Annotated in this window: 12 protein-coding genes; 10 read left to right on the top strand and 2 right to left on the bottom strand. The window is 61.2% G+C overall.

Annotated features, from left to right (window positions below; genetic code table 11):
* Positions 1 to 8: 8 nt before the first annotated feature.
* The 5 genes from AACY36_RS02970 to fdhA all read left to right on the top strand — a co-directional run bounded on the left by AACY36_RS02970 (position 9) and on the right by fdhA (position 6262).
* Positions 9 to 311 (top strand): sarcosine oxidase subunit delta, encoded by a 303-nt coding sequence (locus AACY36_RS02970; protein ID WP_065880153.1) that lies wholly within the window; start codon positions 9 to 11, stop codon positions 309 to 311.
* Positions 308 to 3325: a sarcosine oxidase subunit alpha gene (locus AACY36_RS02965; RefSeq protein WP_339436930.1), complete on the top strand. Its 3018-nt coding sequence runs from the start codon at positions 308 to 310 to the stop codon at positions 3323 to 3325. Before AACY36_RS02970 ends, AACY36_RS02965 begins: the two co-directional genes overlap by 4 nt.
* Before the next feature lie 102 nt (positions 3326 to 3427).
* The gene (locus AACY36_RS02960; protein ID WP_339438181.1) at positions 3428 to 4060 is read left to right on the top strand and encodes a sarcosine oxidase subunit gamma; all 633 of its coding nucleotides are present in this window, start codon (positions 3428 to 3430) and stop codon (positions 4058 to 4060) included.
* Positions 4061 to 4070: 10 nt separating this feature from the next.
* Positions 4071 to 4928 (top strand): formyltetrahydrofolate deformylase, encoded by an 858-nt coding sequence (purU, locus tag AACY36_RS02955; protein ID WP_339415353.1) that lies wholly within the window; start codon positions 4071 to 4073, stop codon positions 4926 to 4928.
* A 134-nt stretch (positions 4929 to 5062) separates the two neighbouring features.
* Positions 5063 to 6262: a formaldehyde dehydrogenase, glutathione-independent gene (gene fdhA / locus AACY36_RS02950; RefSeq protein WP_339415354.1), complete on the top strand. Its 1200-nt coding sequence runs from the start codon at positions 5063 to 5065 to the stop codon at positions 6260 to 6262.
* Positions 6263 to 6388: 126 nt separating this feature from the next.
* Here fdhA and AACY36_RS02945 read toward each other — a convergent pair whose 3' ends face one another.
* On the bottom strand, positions 6389 to 6847 hold the full coding sequence (locus AACY36_RS02945) for an anti-sigma factor domain-containing protein (RefSeq protein WP_339415355.1): 459 nt from the start codon (positions 6845 to 6847) through the stop codon (positions 6389 to 6391).
* 137 nt (positions 6848 to 6984) lie between these two features.
* Between AACY36_RS02945 and AACY36_RS02940 the strand changes: the two genes are divergently transcribed.
* A complete protein-coding gene (locus AACY36_RS02940; protein ID WP_339415356.1) occupies positions 6985 to 7557 on the top strand; it encodes a DUF2780 domain-containing protein in 573 nt (190 codons plus the stop codon).
* Here the strand turns inward: AACY36_RS02940 and AACY36_RS02935 are convergent.
* A complete protein-coding gene (locus AACY36_RS02935; protein WP_339415357.1) occupies positions 7554 to 8441 on the bottom strand; it encodes an acyltransferase in 888 nt (295 codons plus the stop codon). The genes AACY36_RS02940 and AACY36_RS02935 overlap by 4 nt on opposite strands.
* A 173-nt stretch (positions 8442 to 8614) precedes the next feature.
* Between AACY36_RS02935 and rloA2 the strand changes: the two genes are divergently transcribed.
* From rloA2 to creD, 4 genes are read left to right on the top strand one after another with little or no spacing between them, the layout of a single operon-like run.
* Positions 8615 to 9115 carry a retropepsin-like aspartic peptidase RloA2 gene (rloA2, locus tag AACY36_RS02930; protein WP_339415358.1) on the top strand — a complete coding sequence of 167 codons (501 nt, stop codon included), beginning with the start codon at positions 8615 to 8617 and terminating at the stop codon, positions 9113 to 9115.
* 9 nt (positions 9116 to 9124) lie between these two features.
* The gene (creB, locus tag AACY36_RS02925) at positions 9125 to 9793 is read left to right on the top strand and encodes a two-component system response regulator CreB (RefSeq protein ID WP_339415359.1); all 669 of its coding nucleotides are present in this window, start codon (positions 9125 to 9127) and stop codon (positions 9791 to 9793) included.
* Positions 9793 to 11232 (top strand): two-component system sensor histidine kinase CreC, encoded by a 1440-nt coding sequence (creC, locus tag AACY36_RS02920; protein WP_339415360.1) that lies wholly within the window; start codon positions 9793 to 9795, stop codon positions 11230 to 11232. The genes creB and creC overlap by 1 nt, the downstream gene beginning before the upstream one ends.
* A 51-nt stretch (positions 11233 to 11283) precedes the next feature.
* On the top strand, positions 11284 to 12657 hold the full coding sequence (creD, locus tag AACY36_RS02915; RefSeq protein ID WP_339436929.1) for a cell envelope integrity protein CreD: 1374 nt from the start codon (positions 11284 to 11286) through the stop codon (positions 12655 to 12657).
* Positions 12658 to 12682 lie beyond the last annotated feature (25 nt).

The following is a 12682-nucleotide window of genomic DNA, read 5'->3' as shown; positions in this document are numbered from 1 at the left end:
AATTCCCTATGTTGCATATCTTCTGTCCTCACTGTGGCGAACTGCGCTCCGAAGAGGAATTCCATGCGTCCGGCCAAGCGCATATCCCGCGCCCGCTGGACCCGAACGCCTGCACCGATGAAGAGTGGGGCGACTACATGTTCTTTCGTGACAACCCGCGTGGCCTGCACCACGAACTGTGGATTCACGCCGCCGGTTGCCGCCAGTATTTCAACGCCACGCGCGACACCGTGACCTACGAAATTCTTGAAACCTACAAGATCGGCACCAAGCCGCAATTCACCGCCAAGGCTGCTGGAGAGAAGGTATGAGCCAGACCAATCGCCTGTCCAACGGTGGCCGGATCGACCGTAATAAAGTCCTCACGTTTACCTTCAACGGCCAGAGCTACAAAGGCTTTGAAGGCGACACACTGGCCGCCGCCTTGCTCGCCAACGGCGTCGACATCATCGGCCGCAGCTTCAAGTATTCGCGCCCACGCGGCATCTTTGCTGCGGGCGCCGAAGAGCCGAACGCGGTGCTGCAGATCGGCGCCACCGAAGCCACCCAGATTCCCAACGTGCGCGCCACGCAACAAGCGCTGTACCAAGGTTTGGTCGCCACCAGCACCAACGGCTGGCCAAACGTGAACACCGACGTGATGGGCATTCTCGGCAAGGTCGGCGGCAAGCTGATGCCACCGGGTTTCTACTACAAAACCTTCATGTACCCGCAATCGTTCTGGATGACGTACGAGAAGTACATCCGTAAGGCGGCTGGCCTTGGCCGCTCGCCGACCGAGAACGACCCGGACACCTACGACAACTTCAACCGTCACTGCGACGTGCTGGTGGTCGGCGCAGGCCCTGCGGGTTTGGCCGCTGCACTGGCTGCTGCGCGCAGCGGTGCACGTGTGATCATCGCCGATGAGCAGGAAGAGTTCGGTGGTTCGCTGCTCGACTCGCGCGAAAGCCTCGATGGCAAACCCGCTACTGATTGGGTTGCCAGCGTGATCGCTGAACTCAAAGCCCTGCCGGACGTGGTGCTGCTGCCCCGCGCTACCGTCAACGGTTATCACGACCATAACTTCCTGACCATCCACGAACGTCTCACCGACCACCTCGGTGACCGTGCGCCGATCGGCGTGGTGCGTCAGCGTATTCACCGTGTGCGTGCCAAGCGTGTCGTCCTCGCGACCGGTGCGTGCGAGCGTCCATTGGTGTACGGCAACAACGACGTGCCGGGCAACATGCTGGCCGGCGCAGTTTCCACCTACGTGCGCCGCTACGGCGTGGCGCCGGGCAAGAAACTGGTGCTGTCGACCAACAACGACCACGCCTATCGCGTTGCGCTGGACTGGCTCGACGCCGGCCTGCAAGTGGTGGCCGTGGCCGATGTGCGCCACAACCCACGCGGCGCGCTGGTTGAAGAAGCCCGTGCCAAAGGCATTCGCATCCTCACCGGCAGCGCCGTGATCGAAGCCCGTGGCAGCAAGCATGTGACCGCTGCCCGCGTGGCGGCGATTGATCTGAAAGCACACAAAGTCACCAGCCCAGGCGAATGGCTTGACTGCGACTTGGTGGCCAGCTCCGGCGGTTACAGCCCGGTGGTCCACCTGGCCTCGCACCTGGGCGGCAAGCCGACCTGGCGTGAAGATATCCTCGGTTTTGTACCGGGCGAAGCACCGCAGAAACGCGTGTGCGTCGGTGGTATCAACGGCGTCTACGGCCTTGGCGATTCCCTGGCGGATGGTTTTGAAGGCGGCGTGCGCGCGGCCAGCGAAGCCGGTTTTGCGCCGGTGGAAGGCGCACTGCCAAAAGCGCTGAACCGCCTGGAAGAACCGACGCTAGCTGTTTACCAAGTGCCGCACGACAAACCCACCGCACGGGCGCCAAAGCAATTTGTCGACCTGCAAAACGACGTGACTGCCGCCGCCATCGAACTGGCGACCCGTGAAGGTTTCGAGTCGGTTGAGCACGTCAAACGCTACACAGCCCTGGGCTTCGGCACCGACCAGGGCAAGCTGGGTAACGTCAACGGCCTGGCGATTGCCGCGCGTTCGCTGAACGTGACCATCCCGCAGATGGGCACCACCATGTTCCGTCCGAACTACACGCCGGTGACGTTCGGCGCGGTGGCGGGCCGTCACTGTGGGCACATCTTCGAGCCGGTGCGCTACACCGCGCTGCAAGCCTGGCACGTGAAAAACGGCGCCGAGTTCGAAGACGTCGGCCAGTGGAAACGCCCCTGGTATTTCCCGCGCAATGGTGAAGACCTGCACGCCGCGGTAAAACGTGAATGCCTGGCCGTGCGCGACAGCGTTGGTCTGCTCGATGCGTCGACCCTCGGCAAGATCGATATCCAGGGCCCGGATGCCCGAGAGTTCCTCAACCGCATCTACTCCAACGCCTGGACCAAGCTCGATGTGGGCAAGGCGCGCTATGGCCTGATGTGCAAGGAAGACGGCATGGTCTTCGACGACGGCGTCACTGCTTGCCTCGCCGACAACCACTTCCTGATGACCACCACCACTGGCGGCGCCGCCCGTGTGCTGCAGTGGCTGGAAATCTACCAACAGACCGAGTGGCCAGACCTCAAGGTGTACTTCACTTCGGTCACCGACCACTGGGCGACCATGACCCTGTCCGGGCCCAACAGCCGCAAGCTGCTGGCCGAAGTGACCGACATCGACCTGGACAAGGACGGCTTCCCGTTCATGACCTGGAAGGAAGGCCTGGTCGGTGGCGTACCGGCTCGCGTGTTCCGGATTTCGTTTACCGGTGAGCTGTCGTACGAAGTCAACGTGCAGGCCGACTACGCCATGGGCGTGCTGGAAAAAATCGTCGAGGCCGGCAAGCAGTACAACCTGACCCCGTATGGCACCGAAACCATGCACGTACTGCGGGCGGAGAAGGGCTTCATCATCGTCGGGCAAGACACCGACGGCTCGATGACCCCGGACGACCTGAACATGGGCTGGTGCGTAGGTCGTACCAAACCGTTCTCGTGGATCGGCTGGCGCGGCATGAACCGTGAAGACTGCGTGCGTGAAGAGCGTAAGCAGCTGGTTGGGCTCAAACCGATCGATCCAACCGTGTGGCTGCCGGAAGGCGCGCAGCTGGTGTTCGATCCGAAGCAGTCGATTCCGATGAAGATGGTGGGTCACGTCACATCAAGTTATGCGCACAACTCCCTGGGTTATTCGTTTGCCATGGGCGTGGTGAAGGGCGGCTTGAAGCGCATCGGCGAACGGGTGTTCTCACCGCAGGCGGATGGCAGTGTGATCGAGGCAGAGATTGTGTCTTCGGTGTTCTTTGACCCGAAAGGCGAACGCCAGAACATCTGATAGACCGAGTCGCGGCCTTCGCGAGCAAGCCCGCTCCCACGGGAGCGGGCTTGCTCGCGAAGACGCCAGTAGCCGCACAACAGAATTCAGGAAAGGTGCTTTATGACAGCAGCCAATGTGTACCAACAACGCCCAACCACCGGGGCCAAGGCCGAGTCGTCGCTGCACCATGCCGACCTCGCCAGCCTGGTCGGCAAGGGGCGCAAGAACGCCGGTGTGACCGTGCGTGAGAAGAAACTCCTGGGCCACCTGACTCTGCGCGGCGACGGCCATGACCCTGCCTTTGCCGCCGGCGTGCACAAGGCCCTTGGTATTGAGCTGCCAGCTGCTTTGACGGTGATCATCAAAGGCGAAACCAGCCTGCAATGGCTCGGTCCGGATGAGTGGCTTTTGATCGTGCCAAGCGGTGAAGAATTCGCCGCCGAGCAAAACCTGCGTGCCGCCCTAGGCGACCTGCATATTCAGATCGTCAACGTCAGCGGCGGCCAACAGATCCTCGAACTCAGCGGCCCGAATGTGCGTGACGTGCTGATGAAGTCCACCAGCTATGACGTGCACCCCAACAACTTCCCGGTGGGCAAGGCGGTGGGCACGGTGTTCGCCAAGTCGCAGCTGGTGATCCGTCACACCGCTGAAGACACCTGGGAGCTGCTGATTCGTCGCAGCTTCTCGGATTACTGGTGGTTGTGGTTGCAGGATGCCTCGGCTGAGTTCGGTTTGAGCGTCCAAGCCTGAGGAGTGACCCATGAGCCGCGCACCTGATACATGGATTTTGACCGCCGACTGCCCCAGCGTGCTCGGCACGGTGGATGCGGTCACCCGCTACCTGTTCGAGCAGGGCTGCTACGTTACCGAGCACCACTCGTTCGATGATCGGCTTTCCGGGCGATTTTTTATTCGCGTCGAATTTCGCCAGCCCGACGGTTTCGACGAGCAAGGTTTCCGCGATGGCCTGGCCTCTCGCGGTGAAGCCTTTGGCATGATCTTCGAGCTGACAGCGCCGAACTACCGGCCAAAAGTGGTGATCATGGTCTCAAAGGCCGATCACTGCCTGAACGATCTGCTGTACCGCCAGCGCATCGGCCAACTGTCGATGGACGTGGTTGCGGTGGTGTCCAACCACCCTGATCTCAAACCTTTGTCCGACTGGCACCAGATTCCCTACTACCATTTCCCCCTCGACCCCAACGACAAACCGTCCCAGGAGCGCCAGGTGTGGCAGGTGGTGGAAGACACCGGCGCCGAATTGGTGATTCTTGCGCGCTACATGCAAGTGCTGTCGCCGGAGCTGTGCCGCAAGCTGGATGGCAAGGCCATCAATATCCATCACTCGTTGTTGCCGGGGTTCAAGGGCGCCAAGCCGTATCACCAGGCGTACAACAAGGGCGTGAAATTGGTTGGCGCCACGGCGCATTACATCAACAACGACCTGGATGAAGGCCCGATCATCGCCCAGGGCGTGGAGGTGGTGGACCACAGCCACTACCCCGAGGACTTGATTGCCAAGGGGCGCGATATTGAAGGGCTGACACTGGCCCGGGCGGTGGGGTATCACATTGAGCGGCGGGTGTTTCTCAACGCCAATAGAACTGTGGTGCTCTGACTGACGCCTTCGCGAGCAAGCCTGCGAAGAGGCCCCAACTAACAACGCAAAAACAGCATCTGTACCCGAGCACTTAACGCGCTGCCCACCCAACGGGCAACGCGGTTCCATAAAAACAACAGCGAGGTGAAAGCATGTCTGGTAATCGTGGTGTCGTGTATCTCGGCAACGGCAAGGTCGAAGTACAGAAAATCGACTATCCCAAAATGCAGGACCCCCGTGGCAGGAAGATTGAGCACGGCGTCATTCTGCGCGTGGTCTCCACCAATATCTGCGGCTCCGACCAACACATGGTGCGCGGCCGTACCACTGCCCAGACCGGCCTGGTGCTGGGTCATGAAATTACCGGTGAAGTGATCGAAATGGGCACCGGCGTCGAAAACCTGAAAATCGGCGACCTGGTCTCGGTGCCGTTCAACGTCGCCTGCGGCCTCTGCCGCTCCTGCAAAGAACAACACACCGGCGTGTGCCTGAGCGTCAACCCGGCGCGCCCGGGCGGTGCTTACGGCTACGTCGACATGGGCGACTGGACCGGCGGCCAGGCCGAATACGTACTGGTGCCATACGCCGACTTCAACCTGCTGAAACTGCCGGACCGCGACAAGGCCATGGAGAAAATCCGCGACCTGACGTGCCTCTCCGACATCCTGCCGACGGGCTACCACGGCGCCGTCACTGCCGGTGTTGGCCCTGGTAGCACCGTCTACATCGCCGGCGCTGGCCCGGTCGGCCTGGCCGCTGCCGCTTCTGCGCGCCTGTTGGGCGCTGCGGTGGTGATCATCGGCGACGTCAACCCCATCCGCCTGGCCCACGCCAAGGCGCAAGGGTTCGAGATTGCCGACCTGTCCACGGACACCCCGCTGCACGAACAAATCGCCGCGCTGCTGGGTGAGCCGGAAGTGGATTGCGCCGTCGACGCCGTAGGCTTCGAAGCGCGCGGCCACGGCCATGAAGGCGTCAAGGCGGAAGCCCCGGCCACCGTACTCAACTCGCTGATGGGCGTGGTGCGCGTGGCGGGCAAGATCGGTATCCCAGGCCTCTACGTGACTGAAGACCCGGGCGCCGTGGATGCCGCCGCGAAAATGGGCAGCCTGAGCATCCGCTTTGGTCTGGGCTGGGCCAAATCCCACAGCTTCCACACCGGGCAGACCCCGGTGATGAAGTACAACCGCCAACTGATGCAGGCGATCATGTGGGACCGCATCAACATTGCTGACATCGTGGGTGTGCAGGTGATCAGCCTGGACGACGCGCCACGTGGGTACGGCGAGTTCGATGCGGGTGTGCCGAAGAAGTTTGTGATTGACCCGCATAAGATGTTCAGCGCGGCGTAAATCCCAGACACACAGCGATCCAAATGTGGGAGCGGGCGTGCGCGCGAAGGCGGTGGTTAAGTCAGAGCCTCTTTGACTGACCCAATGCCTTCGCGAGCAAGCCCACTCCCACAGGGTTTTGGCGTATCAGCGGTAGGCCAGTGCGCCCTGATACACCGTCGGGCCGGTTGGCTGCTTGCTCAACGACCCCCCCTTGGTCTCCGAGCTCACCAGCAACTCCACTGGCTTGCGAATGCTGGCCTGCTGGCGTGGGTTCAATCCAATGATGCCCTTGCCATCTTCCGGCAACAGCCCCAACGAAACAGGTTTGCCACCCTCGGGCATGGCCCACAGCTCCAGGCTGCGGTCGGGCTCAGGTGCCGCCGTGGCGATCGGTTCAACTTCGAGGTAATCCTTGTGCGCCATGACCTGCGCTGCCGGCTGTTGGGTGGTGGTCACCAGCGTAGCGGCGGATTTGACGGTGTCCTGAGTGTAGAGCGCGCCGCCGAGACCGGCGACGATGGCCACGCACACGCCGATAAACACGCGAGGACGGCTCCAGAACGGGGGTTTTTGCTCGATCACTTGGGGGCGGGTCGCGCTCATACGGCTGTTCCTGGCATTTTTTTGAATTCATTCCATGGACTGCCACCCTGCGATTGGGTTCCTTGGACTGCCCGGAACAATGGGCCGGATGCCCAGTCAAACGCCTGCTTTCACCCCTACACCCAGAGGTTGTTTCGATGAAGATTTCACGCGGTTTCGCCCTTTCCTGCCTGATGACCCTGGCAGCCGGCCCGGTGTTTGCCGCAGGCTTCAGCCTTGGCGACGCGGCCAATGCCATTTCCGGTATGCAGGGTGGCAACAACAAGGCTGCCGCTGCCGCACCGTCTTCCGAGACGGCCGGTTTGCTGAGCGCACTGACCTCTGAACTCAACATCACCCCCGAACAAGCGGTCGGCGGCACTGGCGCCATGCTGGGCCTGGCCAAGAACAAGCTGAGCGGGAACGAGTACTCGCAATTGGGCAACAGCGTGCCGGGCCTCGACCAGTTGTCGGGCAACAACGCATTGGGCAGCCTCGGGGCCTTGAGCGGGATGCTCGGCCAGGCCGGTGGCAGCAAGACCAGTGGCCTCGACGGCCTGCTGGGCAACGTGAAGAACACCAATGACCTGAACACCGCGTTCAGCGCACTGGGCATGGACAGTGGAATGGTTAGCCAGTTTGCGCCGGTGATCCTGCAATATTTGGGCGGCCAGGGTGCCAACAGCGCCTTGCTGGGCAAGTTGGCCCAGGCCTGGGGCACTGGCCGCTAACGACTTTGCGCGCGCAGTTGCTCGATGCGCGCATCCTTCTCCTTCCAGAGCTGGTTCACCCAGTTCTGGACGGTCTGGCGAAAGGCCGGATCGTTCTCGTAATTCCCCTGCCACAATGCCGGATCCAGCTCACGGGTACGGATATCGATGATCACCTTTGGCACTGCGCCACTGATCAAATCCCAGAACCCCGGACTCTTTTGCTGCGGATAGACAACCGTCACGTCGAGTACCGCATCCAGCTGTTCTCCCAGCGCCGCCAGCACAAACGCCACGCCACCCGCCTTGGGTTTGAGTAGCCGGGTAAACGGCGAATCCTGTTGCCTGCGCTTGGCTTCGGTGAACCGCGTGCCTTCCAGATAATTGACCACCGTCACCGGCTGGCGCTTGAACAGCTCGCAGGCCTCTTTGGTGATCTTTAAATCCTGCCCGGCCAGTTCCGGGTGCTTGGCGAGGAATGCCTTGGTGTAGCGCTTCATGAACGGATAATCCAGCGCCCACCAGGCCAGGCCGAGGAAAGGAACCCAGATCAGCTCTTTCTTCAGGAAGAATTTGAAGAACGGCGTGCGACGGTTGAGGGCCTGGATCAGCGCTGGAATATCCACCCAGGATTGGTGGTTGCTGATGACTAGGTAGGAGGTATCACCGCGTAGGTCTGCGCCACCGCGAATGTCCCATTGGGTCGGGATGCACAGCGCGAAGATCAGCTTGTCGATCTCGGCCCAGGTCTCGGCGATCCACATCACCGCCCACGACATGGCGTCACGAGCGCGACCGGGGGCCGCCACCTTGAGCAGGGCAAACACCATCAGCGGGCCGATCAGGACCAGGGTGTTGAGCAATAACAACAGTGAGACAAAACAGCCGGTGAGCAGGCGGCACATAAGCAACTCTTGCAATCCTGTGGGCGGGTCATGATAAGCAGCTTGAGTCTAGAGGCCAAATCGCAAATTACCGGACGAATGTTTCACAATGTGCCGGGTATGCTGGGGCGAGCTAACTAAGTGCTGCCTTTGCGGTCTAGAATCCGCCTACTTCTTTCCGAGGAAATCACTTCGTGAAACTGCTCCTTGCCTCGCTCGCCCTGGTTGCCCTGCCTGTCATGGCTGGCGAACCGACCCTTTACGGTCGCTACGAATACATCCAATTGCCGGAGATCGGCGAAACCTTCAAGGCCAAGATGGACACCGGCGCGTTGACCGCCTCGCTGTCGGCGCGTGATATCCAAACCTTCACCCGTGATGGCGACGACTGGGTGCGCTTCCGCCTCGGCGGCAAGGATGCCTCCAACAAAGTCTACGAACACAAAGTCTCGCGCATCAGCAAGATCAAGAGCCGCGCCGACGAAGACGATGACAAAGACGAAGCGACAGTGGCCAAGCGCCCGGTAATCGATCTGGAAATGTGCCTGGGCAACGTCAAGCGCACCGTCGAGGTTAACCTCACCGACCGCAGCAGCTTCAACTACCCGTTGCTGATCGGTGCCAAGGCCCTGCGTGAATTCGGCGCTGCGGTAAACCCGGCCCGTCGTTACACTGCTGACAAACCGGACTGCTGACGGAACACCATGGCGCATATCCTGATTGTCGAAGACGAAGCGGCGATAGCCGACACGCTGATATTCGCCCTGCAAGGCGAGGGGTTTACCACCACCTGGCTGAGCCTTGGCCAGGAGGCGCTGGCCCACCAGCGCCAGACGCCGGCTGACCTGATCATCCTCGACATCGGCCTGCCCGACATCACGGGGTTTGAAACCTGCAAGCAACTGCGCCGCTTCAGTGAAGTACCGGTGATGTTCCTCAGCGCGCGGGATGGCGAGATCGACCGTGTGGTGGGGTTGGAGATCGGTGCCGACGATTATGTGGTCAAGCCCTTCAGCCCGCGGGAGGTGACCGCACGAGTCAGGGCGATCCTCAAGCGAATCGGCCCAGGGGCTGCGCCCACAGTGTTCCAGGTTGATCTGGAACGTATGCAGATCGCTTATCGCGGCCAGCCCTTGAGCCTGACGCGCCATGAATTTCGCCTGCTGCAAAGCCTGCTGGAACAACCCGAGCGTGTCTTCAGCCGTGAGCAATTATTGGACGCTGTCGGCGTGGCGGCAGATGCCGGCTACGAGCGCAATATCGACAGCCATATCAAAAGCCTGCGTAGCAAATTACGCAGCGTGGCTGCCGATGCCGAGCCGATCCAGACCCATCGCGGCCTCGGCTACAGCTACAGCCCGAGCAATAGCTGATGCGCCTGGGGCTGCGGATTTTCCTGGTGTATGCGCTGTTTATCGGCCTCACCGGCTACTTCGTGCTCAGCACTGTCATGAAGGAAATCCGCCCCGGTGTGCGCCAGTCCACCGAAGAAACCCTGGTGGACACCGCCAATCTGCTGGCCGAGATCCTGCGCGATGACGTCAAGAACGGCACCCTCGGCCAAAGCCACTGGCCGGCATTGCTCAAGGCCTACGGCAATCGCCAGCCGGGCGCGACCATCTGGGGCCTGCCGAAAAACCAGGTCAACCATCGCATTTATGTGACCGACGCCAAGGGCACCGTGTTGCTCGACTCCACGGGCGAAGCGGTGGGCCAGGACTATTCCAAGTGGAACGACGTGTACCTGACCCTGCGCGGTGAATACGGCGCCCGGTCCACTCGCAGCGCAGCGGATGACGCCACCTCGTCGGTGATGCACGTGGGCGCGCCGATCCGTGACAATGGCCAGATCATCGGGGTGGTCACCGTGGCCAAACCGAACAGCTCATTGCAGCCCTATGTCGACCGCACCGAGCGGCGCCTGCTGTGGTACGGCGCGGGCCTGGTGATTCTGGGTCTGCTGCTGGGCGCACTGCTGTCGTGGTGGCTGAGCGCCGCGCTGCGCCGGTTGACGGCTTATGCCGAAGCGGTCAGCGAAGGCCGGCGTGCCGAGTTGCCGCATTATAGGGGCGGCGAACTCAAGCAGTTATCCACCGCCGTGGAACACATGCGTACGCAGTTGGAAGGCAAGGCCTATGTCGAACATTACGTGCATACCCTGACCCACGAATTGAAAAGCCCGTTGGCGGCGATACGCGGCGCGGCGGAGTTGTTGCAGGGCGATATGACCCGCGAACAACAGCAGCGTTTTGTCGGCAACATCGACAGCGAAAGTGCGCGCCTGCAGCAGTTGATCGAGCGCTTGCTGAACCTGGCGCAGGTCGAGCAACGCCAAGGCCTGGAAGAGCAGGCGAGTATCCCGTTGGCCGCGATGGTCGATGAGGTCATCAAGGCCCAGTGCGCGCGCATTGAAGGCGCCGGATTGTGCGTTGAACAGACGATTGCGGCGGATGTGCAGGTGTATGGCGAGCCCTTCCTGCTGCGTCAGGCGCTGGGCAATCTGCTGGACAACGCCCTGGATTTCACACCGCCCGGTGGCCAGTTGAAATTCAGCGCGCAGGCGCGTTACAACGAGGTGCAGGTGAGCCTGTTCAACCAGGCCGCGCCGATTCCCGACTACGCTCTGCCACGCCTGAGCGAGCGTTTCTATTCATTGCCACGCCCGGCCAGCGGGCGCAAAAGCACCGGGCTGGGCCTCAACTTTGTTGAGGAAGTGATGAAGCTGCACGGCGGTGCGTTGCAGATCGGTAACGTGCAAGGCGGCGTGCAAGTGGTACTGCATCTCCACACAGTCTCCACATTGCCCACATAAATCCCCCACACAGTCTGCTCAGACTCTCCCCATCAAAACAGGGAGAGACCCATGAACCGCAGCCTGCTTTTCAAACTTGGCGCGATTGCGCTGCTGATCCTGCTGTTGCTGATTCCGTTGCTGATGATCAACGGCATCATCAGTGACCGCCAGCAACTGCGCGATGGCGTACTGATGGACATCGCCCGCAGCTCCAGCTATGCCCAGCGTCTCACCGGCCCGGTGATGGTGGTGCCGTATCGCAAGACCGTGCGCGAGTGGAAGCTCAATGAAAAGCTCAACAAACGCTACGAAGTCACCCGCGAAGAGCGTGGCCGTCTGTATTTCCTGCCGGATCGTTTTGAGCTCGACGGCAAAGTGCAGACCGAACTGCGTGCGCGGGGCATCTACCAGGCGCGGCTGTTCCATGCCGATAACCGCATCAGCGGGCGTTTCGAGCTGCCTGCGCAGTTGGGCATCACCGAGAATTTTGCCGATTACCGTTTTGAGCGGGCATTTCTGGCGGTGGGTATCAGCGATATTCGCGGCATTGAAAACGCATTGAAGCTTGAGCTGGGCAGCCAGCCGCTGGCGTTCGAACCGGGCTCCCAGGTCGACTGGCTCGGTGAGGGCGTGCACGTGGCGCTGCCGGAGCAGGACACTAAAAAGCCCTACGTGGTGGATTTCGCCTTTGACCTACGCCTGCAAGGCACCGAGCAACTGCAAGTGGTGCCGGTGGGCAAGACCAGCCAAGTGTCACTCGCGTCCAACTGGCCGCACCCAAGCTTTATCGGCAACTTCCTGCCGGCGCAACGCGAGATCACCGACAAAGGCTTTAGCGCCAACTGGCAGACTTCATTCTTCTCCACCAACCTTGAGCAAGCCCTGCAGACCTGCCTGGACGGGCAAGGCTGTGACGACTTCAACAACCGCAGCTTCGGCGTCAACTTCATCGACCCGGTGGACCAATACCTCAAGAGCGACCGGGCGATCAAATACGCGTTGCTGTTTATCGCCCTGACCTTTGCCGGTTTCTTCCTGTTCGAAGTGCTCAAGAGCCTGGCGGTGCACCCGATCCAGTACGCCTTGGTGGGCGTGGCGCTGGCGTTTTTCTACCTGCTGCTGTTGTCGTTGTCCGAGCATATAGGCTTCGCCATGGCCTACCTTATCTCCGCCAGTGCCTGCGTGTTGTTGATTGGTTTCTACGTGTGCCATGTGCTGCGCAGCGTGGCCCATGGGTTGGGCTTCTCGGCGGGGTTGGCGGCGTTGTATGGCTTGTTGTACGGGCTGTTGAGTGCCGAGGATTATGCGTTGCTGATGGGGTCGTTGCTGCTGTTCGGCTTGTTGGGCACGGTGATGGTGTTGACGCGCAAACTGGACTGGTATGGCGTGGGCAAGCGCAAAGCGGCCGAGCCACTGCAGTTTGATTTGGAGGCGGTGCAATGATCGGGTTGCGCGAGGATCAGCAGAT

Origin of the sequence: Pseudomonas sp. EA_15y_Pfl1_P101 (assembly GCF_963970835.1) — a bacterium.
Taxonomy (GTDB): Bacteria; Pseudomonadota; Gammaproteobacteria; order Pseudomonadales; family Pseudomonadaceae; genus Aquipseudomonas; species Aquipseudomonas tritici.
This window is presented reverse-complemented; position numbering and strand designations above follow the sequence as displayed.

Coding starts and splice junctions, on each gene's coding strand:
- AACY36_RS02970 (WP_065880153.1), top strand. CDS start 9: ATGTTGCATATCTTCTGTCCTCACTGTGGCGAACTGCGCTCCGAAGAG.
- AACY36_RS02965 (WP_339436930.1), top strand. CDS start 308: ATGAGCCAGACCAATCGCCTGTCCAACGGTGGCCGGATCGACCGTAAT.
- AACY36_RS02960 (WP_339438181.1), top strand. CDS start 3,428: ATGACAGCAGCCAATGTGTACCAACAACGCCCAACCACCGGGGCCAAG.
- purU (WP_339415353.1), top strand. CDS start 4,071: ATGAGCCGCGCACCTGATACATGGATTTTGACCGCCGACTGCCCCAGC.
- fdhA (WP_339415354.1), top strand. CDS start 5,063: ATGTCTGGTAATCGTGGTGTCGTGTATCTCGGCAACGGCAAGGTCGAA.
- AACY36_RS02945 (WP_339415355.1), bottom strand. CDS start 6,847: ATGAGCGCGACCCGCCCCCAAGTGATCGAGCAAAAACCCCCGTTCTGG.
- AACY36_RS02940 (WP_339415356.1), top strand. CDS start 6,985: ATGAAGATTTCACGCGGTTTCGCCCTTTCCTGCCTGATGACCCTGGCA.
- AACY36_RS02935 (WP_339415357.1), bottom strand. CDS start 8,441: ATGTGCCGCCTGCTCACCGGCTGTTTTGTCTCACTGTTGTTATTGCTC.
- creB (WP_339415359.1), top strand. CDS start 9,125: ATGGCGCATATCCTGATTGTCGAAGACGAAGCGGCGATAGCCGACACG.
- creC (WP_339415360.1), top strand. CDS start 9,793: ATGCGCCTGGGGCTGCGGATTTTCCTGGTGTATGCGCTGTTTATCGGC.
- creD (WP_339436929.1), top strand. CDS start 11,284: ATGAACCGCAGCCTGCTTTTCAAACTTGGCGCGATTGCGCTGCTGATC.